The organism is Halovibrio sp. HP20-59, assembly GCF_033052795.2.
GTDB lineage: Bacteria > Pseudomonadota > Gammaproteobacteria > Pseudomonadales > Halomonadaceae > Vreelandella.
Window position 1 is genome coordinate 148247 of sequence record NZ_JAWJUW020000005.1, and the last position, 13672, is coordinate 161918.

The 13672-nt window shown below is 55.8% G+C and carries 11 protein-coding genes; all 11 read left to right on the forward strand.

Annotation, left to right across the window (positions count from 1 at the left end; all coding sequences use genetic code 11):
* Window positions 1-4 precede the first annotated feature (4 nt).
* Window positions 5-1498: a UDP-N-acetylmuramoyl-L-alanyl-D-glutamate--2,6-diaminopimelate ligase gene (locus RZA33_RS07920; RefSeq protein WP_317507307.1), complete on the forward strand. Its 1494-nt coding sequence runs from the start codon at window positions 5-7 to the stop codon at window positions 1496-1498.
* Complete coding sequence (locus RZA33_RS07925; RefSeq protein WP_317507308.1) at window positions 1498-2856, forward strand: UDP-N-acetylmuramoyl-tripeptide--D-alanyl-D-alanine ligase; 1359 nt, start codon at window positions 1498-1500, stop codon at window positions 2854-2856. The genes RZA33_RS07920 and RZA33_RS07925 overlap by 1 nt, the downstream gene beginning before the upstream one ends.
* A 9-nt stretch (window positions 2857-2865) precedes the next feature.
* Window positions 2866-3948, forward strand: a complete 1083-nt coding sequence (mraY, locus tag RZA33_RS07930; protein WP_317507309.1) for a phospho-N-acetylmuramoyl-pentapeptide-transferase — start codon at window positions 2866-2868, stop codon at window positions 3946-3948.
* 55 nt (window positions 3949-4003) lie between these two features.
* Window positions 4004-5404, forward strand: a complete 1401-nt coding sequence (murD, locus tag RZA33_RS07935; protein WP_317507310.1) for a UDP-N-acetylmuramoyl-L-alanine--D-glutamate ligase — start codon at window positions 4004-4006, stop codon at window positions 5402-5404.
* A complete protein-coding gene (gene ftsW / locus RZA33_RS07940) occupies window positions 5391-6572 on the forward strand; it encodes a putative lipid II flippase FtsW (protein ID WP_317507311.1) in 1182 nt (393 codons plus the stop codon). Before murD ends, ftsW begins: the two co-directional genes overlap by 14 nt.
* 33 nt (window positions 6573-6605) lie before the next feature.
* Window positions 6606-7703, forward strand: a complete 1098-nt coding sequence (gene murG / locus RZA33_RS07945) for an undecaprenyldiphospho-muramoylpentapeptide beta-N-acetylglucosaminyltransferase (protein WP_317507312.1) — start codon at window positions 6606-6608, stop codon at window positions 7701-7703.
* Window positions 7704-7720: 17 nt separating this feature from the next.
* A complete protein-coding gene (gene murC, locus RZA33_RS07950; protein WP_317507428.1) occupies window positions 7721-9169 on the forward strand; it encodes a UDP-N-acetylmuramate--L-alanine ligase in 1449 nt (482 codons plus the stop codon).
* Window positions 9170-9171: 2 nt separating this feature from the next.
* Window positions 9172-10107 carry a D-alanine--D-alanine ligase gene (locus RZA33_RS07955; RefSeq protein ID WP_416337853.1) on the forward strand — a complete coding sequence of 312 codons (936 nt, stop codon included), beginning with the start codon at window positions 9172-9174 and terminating at the stop codon, window positions 10105-10107.
* 24 nt (window positions 10108-10131) lie between these two features.
* A complete protein-coding gene (locus RZA33_RS07960; protein WP_317507314.1) occupies window positions 10132-10845 on the forward strand; it encodes a cell division protein FtsQ/DivIB in 714 nt (237 codons plus the stop codon).
* Between the two features lie 327 nt (window positions 10846-11172).
* On the forward strand, window positions 11173-12462 hold the full coding sequence (gene ftsA / locus RZA33_RS07965; protein WP_146873899.1) for a cell division protein FtsA: 1290 nt from the start codon (window positions 11173-11175) through the stop codon (window positions 12460-12462).
* Between the two features lie 34 nt (window positions 12463-12496).
* Window positions 12497-13672: a cell division protein FtsZ gene (ftsZ, locus tag RZA33_RS07970; protein ID WP_317507315.1), complete on the forward strand. Its 1176-nt coding sequence runs from the start codon at window positions 12497-12499 to the stop codon at window positions 13670-13672.

Here is a 13672-nt window from a genome sequence, read left to right on the forward strand (position 1 = left end):
TTGCATGACGCTGAGTCCAAGCGATGTGTTGACGGCGCTCAAGCAAGTTTGGCCCGAGTCACCACTGCCCGCCGAGTTGCCTGCGCTGCCGGATCAGATGCGTATTGAAACCGATTCGCGCAAGCTCACTAAGGACGATATTTTTGTGGCGGTGCCTGGTAGCCAGCATGACGGCCGCGACTTTATTGAGCAAGCGCTTGATGCCCACGTTGCGCTAATCTTGGCGCAGAGTAATCACGGTGCTGTTCAGTTGGAGGGGCGGGTGCTTTGGCTACCTCATCTAGCGTTGCATCTAGGTGAATTGGGTCGGGCTTTATTCAACGTGCCGCATGATCTTGAAGTGATAGGCGTCACCGGCACCAACGGCAAAAGTTCGGTCACTCATTACATCGCTGCACTTAGCGAGGCGCTAGGTAAACCGGCGGGAATTATCGGTACCCTGGGCATGGGGCGTCCCGGTAAATTGCTGGACAGTGGCTTAACTACGCCAGGCCCGCTGGCGCTGCAAGCCACGTTGGGTGAGTTGGCGCAGCAGGGGGTGCGTCGAGTTGCTTTAGAAGCGTCTTCTCATGCCCTGGATCAGCACCGTTTGGAAGCGGTGAGCGTCAGCGTAGGGGTTTTTACCAACCTGACCCGAGATCATTTGGATTACCACGGTAGCATGGCGGCTTACGCTGCCTCGAAAGCGAAACTGTTTCGCCGCTCTGAACTTAGTTTGGCGGTGGTGAATGGTGATGATCCATTGGCGCGCTTAATGCTAGCGGGCTGCGCTAAGGGCATGCGGGTATTGGCCACCGGCCAAGACGAAGCCGTGACGCTGCGAGTGTTGGATTGGCAGGCGTTTGAGCAAGGCCAGCAGGCGATGATCGCGACCCCCGACGGCGAGAAAATGCTGCGCTTAGGTTTAATCGGCCGTTTTAATTTAGATAATGTGCTGCTGGCGATGGCCGTACTTTACGGTTTAGGTGAACCGCTCAATGCGCTGTTCGAAGCAGCGACGTCGCTTGCCCCTGTGCCAGGCCGTATGGAGCTCTATCGCGACACCAACGCGCCCAGCGTGGTGGTGGACTATGCTCACACGCCGGATGCCTTGCAAAGTGCGCTTAAAGCATTGCGCGCACACCTGGGCGATGCAGGCAAATTATGGTGCGTATTTGGCTGTGGCGGTGAACGAGATACCGGAAAAAGAGCTGAAATGGCCAAAGCCGCCGAGCCGTTAGCGGATCATATCGTGGTCACCGACGATAACCCACGGCATGAACCCGCTGCGCAAATTCGCCAGCAGATTCTGGCCGGATTTTCCGCTAACGCCGAGGCGACTGAAGTAGGTGAGCGTCGCGAAGCTGTCGCCGCCGCTATCCGTCAGGCTGCCCCGCAGGACGTGGTGCTGATCGCCGGAAAAGGTCATGAAGCCTATCAAGATATTAAGGGCGTACGCCACGCCTATACCGATAGCGATGAGATTCAGCGCGCCTTTGCCCTACGGAGAGAACAGTAATGCGCTGGGCGCTTGGTCAGGTGGCTGCGGCGTTGGGGATCGAGGCACCGCCAGAAACTGCTCAATTAATCATTCACTCGGTTATTACCGATAGTCGTAAAATTGAGCCTGGATGCCTGTTTATTGCCTTAAAAGGCGTTAATTTTGACGGGCATGACTTTGTTGAACGTGCCCAATCACTCGGCGCGGCAGCCGCGTTGGTCGACACGCCCGTTGAGAGCGATATACCCCAACTGGTGTGCCCTGATACGCGCTTAGCTCTAGGGCTACTGGCCGGTGCATATCGGCGCGCATGGCACGGCCCCTTAGTGGCGGTTACCGGCAATAGCGGTAAAACGACGGTAAAAGAAATGTGCGCTGCACTATTGGCGCCTTTAGGCGAGGTGTTAGCGACCCAGGGTAATCTGAACAACGATTTTGGCGCACCGCTTACTTTGCTGCGATTGCGCCAGCAGCATCGAGCCGCCGTGATAGAGCTAGGCGCGAACCATCTAGGCGAAATTGCTTGGACAGCGCCTTTGGCACAGCCCGCTATTGCCATTATTACCAATGTCACTGGCGCCCATGTCGGCGAATTTGGTGGCATGGGGCAGATCGCACAGGCGAAAAGCGAGCTGTTAGCCGGGCTGGGCAAGGAGGGTACCGCCATCCTGAACCGCGATGACCGCTACTACGCCTTTTGGGCTGCCCGAGCGGCTCCGCGGCGCGTCATCAGCTTTGGCTTCCACTCGCTGGCCGATGTGAGCGCCGCAGCGCTTTCTTGTGACTCCCAAGGGCGGTATGCTTTCACGCTATTGCAGCATGGCAGAGAGCTAGGCCATGTAACATTACCCTTGCTAGGTAAGCATAATGTTAGCAATGCACTGGCCGCCGCTGCCGCCGCGTTAACGCTAGGGGTATCACCTACGCAGATAATCGAGCGTTTGCAATCGCTGCCAGCGCTAGCGGGCAGGTTAACGGTGGTGGCCGGCATACGCGGTGCTACGTTGCTCGATGATACCTACAATGCCAATCCTGGAGCGGTGAAAGCAGCTTTGGATACTTTGGCGAGTTTTCCGGCGCCACGCTGGTGCGCCTTAGGGGCGATGGGCGAGCTGGGCAGTGAATCAGAGGTCCTGCATGCGGAGATTGGTCGCTATGCTGCCGCTTTGGGGATTGATGAGCTGTTCACGCTGGGCGATGCCGCGCGAGTTGCCAGCGAAGCTTTTGGTCGTGGGCTGCATTTTAACGATCACGAGGCGCTAAAGCGCCATGTCACTAATACTTTGCCACCGGACACCACGCTGCTGGTGAAAGGATCACGTAGTGCAGGCATGGAAAATGTCGTTAATGCACTGCGTGCGGATGAAATAAGGTAAACGCCGCACATGTTACTTCACTTGGCGAATTTTCTGTCGCACTACCAACCTAGTTTTCAGGTTTTTAACTATTTAACCCTGCGGGTGATTTTAGGTGCCCTCACATCGTTAATGCTCTGCTTATGGCTGGGGCCTTGGATGATCCGCCGTTTGGTCGAAGGCCAAATTGGCCAATCCGTGCGCGACGACGGCCCCCAGTCCCACCTTTCTAAAGCAGGCACCCCTACCATGGGGGGCGCGATGATCCTGCTGGCCATCGCCATGAGCACCTTGCTATGGGGCGACTTAACCAATCTTTATATTTGGATAGTGTTGGGCGTAACGCTTGGGTTTGGTGCTATCGGCTGGGTCGATGATTACCGCAAAGTGGTCGAGAAAAATCCGCGAGGTTTACCCGCTCGCTGGAAGTATTTCTGGCAGTCGGTGGTGGGGCTTGGGGCGGCAGTACTGCTCTATTTGACTGCCTCAACGCCAGTCGAAACCAGCTTATTAGTGCCAATGTTCAAAGAGGTAGCGCTGCCGCTGGGCCTATTCTATATCGTGCTTACCTACTTTGTGATTGTCGGCAGTTCCAATGCGGTTAATTTGACCGATGGTCTCGATGGCTTGGCAATTATGCCGACGGTACTGGTGGCCATGGGTTTGTCAGTATTTGCTTATGCCAGCGGTAACACCTTGTTTGCCGATTATCTACATATCCCCTTTATTGCCGGTACCGGCGAACTAGCGGTTTTTTGTGCCACCATTGCCGGTGCCGGGCTTGGTTTCTTATGGTTCAACACCTACCCCGCCCAGGTCTTTATGGGCGATGTGGGCGCCTTAGCGCTAGGGGCTGCGTTGGGCGTCGTGGCTGTGATCGTACGCCAAGAGATCGTACTGTTTATAATGGGCGGTATCTTTGTCATGGAGACAGTATCGGTGATTCTGCAGGTGGGTTCTTACAAGCTCACCGGGCGGCGCATTTTCCGTATGGCGCCCTTGCACCATCACTACGAGTTGAAGGGCTGGCCGGAACCACGCGTTATCGTGCGCTTTTGGATTATTACCGTCGTGCTGGTGCTGCTCGGCCTCGCAACGCTTAAAATTCGTTAATGCAGCTGGCGAGTGTGCCGATTGGCCGTTGGTATGATGCGATAAGGAGCCTGGGATGGTGCGGGTAGCTAAAGGCTTGACGCTGGTGGTGGGGCTAGGTGTCTCAGGGCGTGCGATTTGCCGTCATTTAAGCCGCTTAGAAGTGCCTTTCATGGTGGCGGATACGCGCGCCGAACCCCCAGGGCTGGATGACTTTCAAGCGGCTCATCCAGGCATTGAGGTTCACTGCGGCGCGTTAACGGCGCTGGACCTGCGTGACGTTCAAGAGGTGGTAGTGAGTCCCGGGCTTGACCCGCGTATGCCGGGGTTGGCGTTACTTGCCGAGCAAACTAATCCGCATACCGGGGAGCCCTTGGTCGTTGGTGAAATAGCCCTGTTTTCGCGTGCGGCTAAGGCGCCTATCGCCGCGATCACTGGCTCGAATGCCAAATCAACGGTGACCTCGCTGTTGGGAGAAATGGCCGCCGCCGCTGGTGTAAAAGCGGCGGTAGGGGGTAATCTGGGTACGCCCGCCCTGGACCTATTGGCCAGTCATCCCGATGCCGAGCTGTATATTCTAGAGCTTTCCAGCTTCCAGCTGGAGACAACGCCTTATCTGGGCGCAACCTGTGCAGCGTGTTTGAATTTATCCGAAGATCACCTCGACCGCCATGGCGATATGCGCGGTTACCAGGCTGCCAAACAGCGTATCTTTATCGGTGCCCAACACGCCGTGGTTAATGCCGATGATGTTCTTACCTGGCCCGTCCAGCCCGTTCCGCAAGTGACTGACTTTTCTTACAAAGCCCCCGCGTCCGATAACCAATGGGGGCTGGCGCTTCACCAGAATAAGCTGACGCTAATGCAGGGCGCCACGCCCTGGCTGGCGGTTGATGAGTTAACCATGGCAGGTCAGCACAACCACTTAAATGCATTGGCCGCTCTGGCCATGGGTCAGGCGCTGGGTTTTGCGGCTGAACCCATGTGCCATGCGCTGTGCGAATTCAAAGGTTTGGCGCACCGCAGTGAAGTCATCGCGAAAATTAACGGCGTCACTTGGATCAACGACAGCAAAGGCACCAATGTGGGCGCCACCCTGGCGGCCATTAACGGCATTAGCGCGACGCTGGAAGGGCGTTTGATTTTATTGGCAGGTGGCGTCGGCAAGGGCGCTGATTTTTCGCCCTTAGCCCTCCCTCTGGCGAATTGCGCTCGGCATGTGCTGTTGTTTGGCTTAGATGCCCCGCGGCTAGCCAGCGCGTTAATTGAACACGTCAGTATCCAGCAGGTAGAAGATCTAACCCAGGCGATTGAAATAGCTTTTAAGCTTGCCCAGCCTGGCGACTGCGTGCTGTTATCACCCGCCTGCGCTAGCTTGGATCAGTTTGCTAACTACCAGGAGCGCGGCGACGTTTTTCGTCAATGTGTAGCGCAAATTGCACAGAATTCCGCTAGGGGGCGTTATGAGCCGCATTGAGCGCCTGCGTGAGGCTGTGAGCACGCGTCATCTGCCCTGCGATATCTGGCTCGTAATAGCCGCCGTCGCTTTGGCGGGGCTGGGGTGGGTGATGGTCAGTTCAGCGTCGATTGGTTTGCTGGAAGATACTTACCACTACGCACGCCAGCACGGTATCTTCTTGATCCTCGCCATTATGGCCTGCCTATTTGTACTCTGCGTGCCGCTTGAGCTCTGGCGCCAAAATGCGGCGCTGATTATGCTCGCGAGTATTTTTATGCTGGTTCTGGTGTTGATAATCGGCCAGGAAATTAACGGCAGTAAGCGCTGGATAGCGTTACCAGGACCGCTGCCCAGTTTGCAAGTGTCTGAGTTTGCAAAGATCGGACTGATTTTTTACATGGCGGCGTTTATGTCACGTTTCACTTACGACCTGCGCCAGCGGGCGTTCAGCATGTGGCGCCCGCTGGCCGTACTGGCCGCTCCTGCGGGTTTGCTGTTTTTAGCGCCTGATTTTGGTGGCATGGTCGTACTGACAGCATGTGTCATCGGCATGTTGATGATGAGTGGGGCGTCGCTGCTGCTGCTGGGTGGCAGCGGGCTACTGCTGGGCTCTGGGGCAGTCATGATGGTGGTGATTGAGCCTTACCGGCTGGCCCGCTGGACAAGTTTTCTTGATCCCTGGGCGGACCAATTCGCCACCGGCTACCAGTTAACCCAAGCGTTGATCGCCTTTGGGCGCGGGCACGTGACCGGAACCGGCCTGGGTAACAGCGTGCAAAAATTGCACTACCTGCCCGAGGCGCATACCGACTTTATTTTTGCCGTTATCGCCGAAGAGCTGGGCATGATCGGCGCGATTATCGTCGTGTTGCTGTTTACCTTGTTAATTGCCCGCGCCATGTGGATTGGCCGTCAAGCAGAGCTTGCGGGGCATCTTTTTGGTGCCTACGTCAGCTACGGCATTGGTTTTGTGGTGGCGGCACAGGCGTTTATTAATATGGCAGTAAGCTCAGGGCTGCTGCCCACCAAAGGGCTAACGCTACCGCTGATGAGCTACGGTGGCTCTAGTCTATTGGTGACAGGCGTCATGGTGGGGCTGCTACTGCGCACGGACGCGGAAACCCGTCACCGACCCCGGCGCGCATCCACCCCGTACAAGTCGCGCCATGAGCCGCGTTTATCGTAACGCTATAGCGCTTGGTGCTATCAGGAGTTTGATGTGACGACCAATTCACGCCGACGAGTATTAATAATGGCAGGTGGCACCGGAGGCCATGTGTTTCCTGCCTTGTCTCTCGCGCGGGCGTTGCAAGCCCAGCAGGTAGCCGTTGAATGGCTGGGTAGCCCACGCGGGATTGAAAACCGTCTTGTGCCCGAGGCAGGTATTGCGTTGCATACGATCGCGATTAGCGGGCTGCGTGGTAATGGGCTGACGGGTTGGCTCAAAGCGCCTCTCAATCTTAGCCGTGCGGTTTGGCAGGCGCGCGCCGTCATCCGTCGTTTTAAGCCTGATGTGGTGGTCGGCTTGGGTGGCTTTGCCAGTGGCCCCGGCGGCTTGGCAGCTTGGCTCATGGGTATTCCTATGGTAATTCATGAGCAGAATGCCGTGGCGGGGCTTACCAACCGCGCGTTATCGCGCCTGGCCAAACGTACTTTTGCGGCCTTCCCCGAGGCGTTTGGGGAGCGAGCGGAAGTGATCGGTAATCCTGTGCGTGAAGATATTGCCGCCTTGGGAGACACGACCCGAGATGTCGCGACGCTTTCCGCTCGGCCGCTGCGTTTGCTGGTAGTGGGCGGCTCGCTTGGCGCGGTAGCGCTTAACGAACGCTTGCCCCCAGCGCTCGCTGCGTTGCCTGTTGAACAACGCCCGCAGGTGCGTCATCAGGCTGGAAAGAGCCGCGAAGAGGTCACTGACGCCAATTATCAACAGCACGGCGTGAGCGCTGAGGTTAGTCCCTTTATTGACGATATGGCCGCCGCCTACGAGTGGGCCGACTTAGTGGTGTGTCGCTCAGGCGCCCTGACGGTTGCCGAGTTGGCAGCGGCGGCTAAACCATCGCTGCTAGTGCCTTTCCCCTTTGCGGTCGACGACCATCAGCGTATTAATGCCCAAGTATTAGTCAAGGCGGGCGCTGCTAAGTGTGTTGTTCAGTCTGAGCTAACCGTTGAACGATTGAGTGAATGTTTACATGAATTACTCGTCCCCAATACCCTGGCGGCAATGGCGTCGAAAGCACGTCAGGCCGCCCATTTAGACGCGACCGAGCGCTTAACCAAAGGGTGTTTGGAGCTAGTGCCATTAGGAGACTCTGCGTGACCGATTCAGTTAAGTCCATGACAGCCCAGCGTGGCGGCACTCCTGGCCCAGGTATGCGCCGCATTCGCCGCCTTCATTTTGTCGGCATCGGTGGGGCTGGCATGTGCGGTATCGCCGAGGTGTTGGTCAATCAAGGCTATATTGTTAGCGGCAGTGATATGAAAGCCTCTTCCGTTGTCGAGCGGCTGCGTCAGTGCGGTGTCAGCGTGACGATTGGTCATGCCGAGGCTCATGTGGAAGGCGCCGATGTCGTGGTAGTGTCCAGCGCCATTGATGAAACCAATCCAGAAATACGTTGGGCTCACGAACACCGTGTGCCAGTCGTGCGAAGAGCTGAAATGCTCGCAGAGCTGATGCGCTTTCGTCACGGTATCGCGGTGGCGGGCACTCATGGCAAAACCACCACCACGAGCTTAACAGCGACCCTACTGGCGGAGGGCGGGCTGGATCCAACCTTTGTGATCGGCGGCAAACTGACCAGCGCTGGTGCCAATGCCCGGCTAGGTGAGGGTGACTACTTAGTGGCCGAAGCCGATGAATCGGATGCATCGTTTTTACACCTACAGCCGATGGTGTCGATCGTTACCAATATCGATGCAGACCATATGGCCACTTACGGCGGTGACTTTGAGCGTCTGAAAAGCACCTTTATCGAATTTCTGCACAACCTCCCGTTCTATGGGCTGGCGGTGCTATGTATTGACGACCCCCACGTACGCGTGCTGTGCGAACAGGTAAAGCGTCAATTCGTGACCTATGGATTTGATAGCGATGCTGATTATCGCATTGTTGATTTTACTCAGCGTGGTGCAGAGGTGTCCTTTACCGCGCTACGCCCCGCTGGGGCAGCGGCTTTAAATGTCCGTTTAGCTATGCCGGGGCGTCATAACGCCTTGAATGCCATGGCGGCCATTGTGGTGGCTACCGATGCAGGCGTGAGTGATAGCGCTATTTTGAGCGGTTTGGCTAGTTTTGCTGGGGTGGGTCGTCGATTTCAAGTGCATGGTCATTTCCCTGCGCCGAAAGGCAATGGCGATATCATGCTGGTGGATGACTATGGTCACCACCCGCGCGAAGTCGACATGATCATTCAGGCGATTCGCGCTGGCTGGCCAGAACGGCGCTTGGTAATGCTTTACCAGCCTCATCGCTATACCCGCACACGTGACTTGTACGAAGACTTTGTGCGGGTGCTTTCACAAGTCGATACGCTGGTGCTGCTGGATGTCTATAGCGCCGGTGAAGCGGTGATTCCCGGCGCTGAAGGGCGTACCTTGGCGGGTTCCATTCGTCAGCGCGGCGAAGTCGATCCGTTATTTGTCGAGGATAAACACGAGCTGCCCGTGCTGCTAGCCAATGTATTACGCCCCGGCGACATTTTAATAACCCAGGGCGCCGGTGATGTGGGCGGCATTTCCCAGCGCCTAGCGCAGGCGCAGCTAGTGATGAGTGAGGTGGAACTGTGAGTGTGGGCCAAGCATCCCCCCAGTCTGTTGGAAAAGTCGCGGTTGTTTATGGTGGCAACTCTGCTGAACGTGAGGTGTCGCTTAAAAGCGGCGCGGCGGTGCTTGAGGCGCTGCAGCGTAAAGGTGTTGATGCCTACGGCTATGACCCCCGTGACAATGGCTTGGTAGGTTTAGCGCAACTGGCTCCCTCTACTGTCTTTGTTGCCCTGCATGGCCGCGGTGGCGAAGATGGCACCTTGCAAGGTGCTTTGGAATTGCTTGATATCCCTTATACCGGCAGCGGGGTTCTCGCTTCGGCGTTAGGGATGGATAAGCAGCGCACCAAGCAGGTATGGAGCGCGGTTGGGCTACCTACTCCGGAAAGCGTTATGTTAGCGGCCTCAGCAGACTGGTCAGCCGTGGTCGCGCAACTTGGTCTGCCGCTGATTGTGAAACCCGTACATGAAGGCTCGACGCTGGGCATTAGCATCGTTAAGAGTCAGGCGGCGCTTGAGGCCGCCTATCATGAGGCTTCGCAGTTTGACGCCCGCGTAATGGCGGAGCGCTTTGTTGTGGGCGAAGAATACACCGTTGCACTGTTGGGCGATCAGGTATTGCCAGCGATTCGCGTCGAAGTGCCCGGTGGGTTTTATGACTACGAAGCCAAATATATCGCTAATACCACCCAGTATCACTTACCTTGCGGACTGCCTTCGGAACAAGAAGCAGCGCTTGCGGTGCTCTGCCAGCAGGCGTTTATGGCCATTGGCGGAGAAGGGTGGGGGCGTGTTGATGTGATGCGCGATAGCGAAGGGCGTTTTTGGCTACTGGAAGTCAATACAGTGCCTGGTATGACCGATCACAGTTTGGTGCCCCAAGCGGCAGCGCATGCAGGCATTGCTTTTGACGACTTGGTGCTTCAAATCCTCAACACTGCCAGCGAGCCGTTCACCGCATGAACAATGGCCTATTAAAAGCACCTTATGAAAAGGCGTAATGCTTGGTTGGGAATCATCTTATTAGCCTTGCTAGTGGGGGCGGGCAGTCGTGCGCTTTGGCTGTGGCTAGACCGCCCGATTGAACGGGTGTCTATTCGCGGCGAATGGGACTACGTTAGCGCCGATTACTTGCGCACCCAGCTTGCTCCATTAGTGGTCGATGCCACTTGGCTGTCGGCTGATCTGGGTGAGCTGCGCGATAGCGCGCTAAAAATCGGCTGGTTGTATGAAGTGCGCATTTCACGTGAATGGCCCAATGCGTTAGTGTTTGAGTTGATTGAGCAGCAGCCCGCGGCGCGATGGAATGACGATTTCTTGCTCAACAATGAGGGAGAGCCTTTCGCTTTTGCGCCCTTATCACCCCCGACTGGCCTTCCGGATTTGGCAGGCCCCGCAGGTAGTAGCGAAGAGGTGTTGGCATATTATCGTCGGCTAAAATCCCATTTTGAACAGTTGTCGCTCGATCTTACCCAATTGCGTCTAGAGCCCCGCGGCGCCTGGCGGCTACAGTTAAATGATGGCGCTTGGGTAATGTTAGGACGACGCCAACATGAAGTGCGTTTAGCGCGTTTATCAGCTTCATGGCAGCGCGAGTTATATTCGCTTGGCGAACAGATCCGCTATATTGATCTACGTTACCCTAATGGTGTTGCCGTCGCGTGGCATGGGCAAAGTGAATTTGATGAGCAAGATGAATAACATTGCTATTACTGAATGCCAATAAGGTGTAAAAGTAAGTAGTTGCCATCGCTGAGCAAGCCAATAGGCCGCGATGATTTGCTGCCGATGAGTGTTGTTGTTAACTTATGCTGGTCGTATTACGCCCATTGTTTCTATACTATGGTCCAGATGCTGGCTAAGTGGTTTTTATAACTTGATTGTTTTAGCTAGTTGTAATTAGCGAATATTCGCAAAAACATTGGTTATTTTGGGTCGTGCGCTTTCAAATGTTGTTTCAATGTAAGCGCCAACTCAGTTTTATAGTTACTTTCTTTTTAAAAATGACGCAAGGAGATTTCCCGACTCATGGCAGGCTCACCAAACGCATCCAATATGGTGGTCGGGCTGGACATTGGAACGTCCAAGGTCGTCGCAATAGTCGGTCAAGCGACCGATGACGGCGGAATTGAAATTGCCGGTATTGGCTCTCACCCTTCACGTGGTATGAAGCGGGGCGTAGTGATCAATATTGAGTCGACGGTGCAGTCTATCCAGCGGGCAGTGGAAGAAGCCGAATTGATGGCGGGCTGTGATATTCACTCGGTCTATGTCGGCGTGGCCGGTAGTCATATTAGCTCAATGAATTCCGATGGCGTTGTTGCCATCAAAGAACGTGAAGTGACACCTTCCGACATAGAGCGCGTTATTGATTCTGCGCGCGCACGCGCTATCTCTGAGGGCCAGCGTGTGCTGCACGTGTTGCCTCAAGAGTTCTCGATTGACGCCCAGGGCGGCATTCGCGAGCCACTGGGTATGTCCGGTGTACGCTTGGAAGCGCAGGTGCATTTAGTGACAGCCGCTGCCAATGCGGTGCAAAATATCGAAAAGTGCGTGCGTCGCTGTGGATTGGAGGTAGACGCCATTATATTGGAGCAACTTGCTTCCAGTATGGCGGTGCTAACCGAAGATGAGCGTGAACTTGGCGTCTGTATGGTCGACATTGGTGGAGGGACCACCGATATGGCGATCTTTACCGAAGGGGCTATACGCCATACGGCGGTTATCCCCATCGCCGGTGACCAAGTGACTAATGACATTGCCATGGCATTACGCACGCCAACGCAGCACGCTGAAGAAATAAAAGTTAAATACGCTTGTGCATTGACGCATCTAGCCGCAAGCGATGAAATGATTAAGGTTCCTAGCGTCGGTGATCGCCCGGCACGTGATTTATCGCGGCAGGCACTCGCTGAAGTGGTAGAGCCGCGCTACGAAGAACTGTTTACGCTAGTAAGAGACGAATTACGTCGCAGCGGCTACGAAGATATGGTGGCTGCTGGGATAGTACTTACCGGTGGTACTTCGCGTATGGAAGGAGTTAGCGAATTGGCGGAGGAGATTTTCCATATGCCCGTTCGTATCGCATGTCCCCAGAATGTAAGAGGTTTGGCGGACGTTGTGCGTAATCCCATTTATGCGACGGGCGTTGGTCTGCTGCATTATGCCTTGCAGGAAACGCGTCATGGGCAAGGTCTAAAAAGCCACGGGGGAGTCGTTGCGGTGCACAAGGGTCGCAACGAGCTTGCCCGGCGTGATATCAAGGAAGACCATTCGACGCTGGCAAGATTTAAAGGCTGGTTCAAAGGAAATTTCTGACAGGGCCGCAAGCGCGGTTCAGGAGACGGGGCTTATGTTCGAATTGGTAGATAACGCACCCTCGAGCAGTGCGGTCATCAAAGTGGTTGGTGTTGGCGGCGGTGGCGGCAATGCTGTTAACCACATGGTCGAAAGCAATATTGAAGGCGTAGAATTCATCTGCGCAAACACTGACGCCCAGGCGTTGAAACGCGTGTCGGCGAAAACGGTATTGCAGCTAGGCGCTGAAATTACCAAAGGGTTGGGCGCCGGTGCCAATCCCGACGTGGGTCGCCAGGCGGCCATGGAAGATCGTGAACGCATTGCGGAACTTCTGGTAGGCGCCGATATGGTGTTTATCACTGCCGGCATGGGCGGTGGTACCGGCACCGGTGGTGCACCAGTGGTTGCCCAGGTCGCCAAAGAGTTGGGTATTCTTACCGTGGCGGTTGTAACGCGCCCCTTCCCCTTCGAAGGGCCGAAGCGTATGCGTGCCGCAGAAGAGGGCATGAAAGAGCTCTCTGAGCACGTTGACTCGCTGATTACGATTCCCAACGAAAAGCTGCTTTCCGTACTGGGTAAAAACGCTACGCTGCTGACGGCCTTCAGTGCGGCGAACGACGTGCTGCTGGGTGCTGTTCAGGGCATTGCCGAATTGATCACCAGTCCGGGCATTATCAACGTCGACTTTGCCGATGTGCGCACCGTCATGTCTGAAATGGGTATGGCGATGATGGGCACTGGTGGGGCTACGGGCGAAAATCGTGCTCGTGAAGCTGCTGAGAAAGCTATCCGCAGTCCCTTGCTGGAAGATATTGATCTGCACGGTGCGCGCGGCATCCTGGTCAATATTACCGCCGGCCCCGATTTATCGATTGGCGAGTTCAATGACGTGGGGGCCACGGTGCAAGAATTTGCTTCCCCAGATGCCACCATCGTTGTGGGCACCTCCATTGATATGGAAATGTCTGACGAACTGCGTGTCACCGTTGTTGCTGCCGGCTTAGATGGGCAAAAACCGCAGGCAGCCGCACGCGAGCCAGCGCGTCGTTCCGCAGCGGAATCATCGGATTATCGCAAGTTACAGCAGCCGACGGTGATGCGTCAGCAGGCAACGGCACGCGCTGAAGCAAGCGAGGCATCCGCCAACCCACGTCCTGAAAAACGTCGCGCTAGCGAAGCCGATGACTATCTAGATATCCCGGCGTTTCTTCGCCGCCAGGCGGATTGA

What these genes read in the sequence shown, in the direction of transcription:
- RZA33_RS07920 (WP_317507307.1), top strand. Translation starts at nt 5, where the DNA reads ATGACGCTGAGTCCAAGCGATGTGTTGACGGCGCTCAAGCAAGTTTGG.
- RZA33_RS07925 (WP_317507308.1), top strand. Translation starts at nt 1,498, where the DNA reads ATGCGCTGGGCGCTTGGTCAGGTGGCTGCGGCGTTGGGGATCGAGGCA.
- mraY (WP_317507309.1), top strand. Translation starts at nt 2,866, where the DNA reads ATGTTACTTCACTTGGCGAATTTTCTGTCGCACTACCAACCTAGTTTT.
- murD (WP_317507310.1), top strand. Translation starts at nt 4,004, where the DNA reads ATGGTGCGGGTAGCTAAAGGCTTGACGCTGGTGGTGGGGCTAGGTGTC.
- ftsW (WP_317507311.1), top strand. Translation starts at nt 5,391, where the DNA reads ATGAGCCGCATTGAGCGCCTGCGTGAGGCTGTGAGCACGCGTCATCTG.
- murC (WP_317507428.1), top strand. Translation starts at nt 7,721, where the DNA reads ATGACAGCCCAGCGTGGCGGCACTCCTGGCCCAGGTATGCGCCGCATT.
- RZA33_RS07960 (WP_317507314.1), top strand. Translation starts at nt 10,132, where the DNA reads ATGAAAAGGCGTAATGCTTGGTTGGGAATCATCTTATTAGCCTTGCTA.
- ftsA (WP_146873899.1), top strand. Translation starts at nt 11,173, where the DNA reads ATGGCAGGCTCACCAAACGCATCCAATATGGTGGTCGGGCTGGACATT.
- ftsZ (WP_317507315.1), top strand. Translation starts at nt 12,497, where the DNA reads ATGTTCGAATTGGTAGATAACGCACCCTCGAGCAGTGCGGTCATCAAA.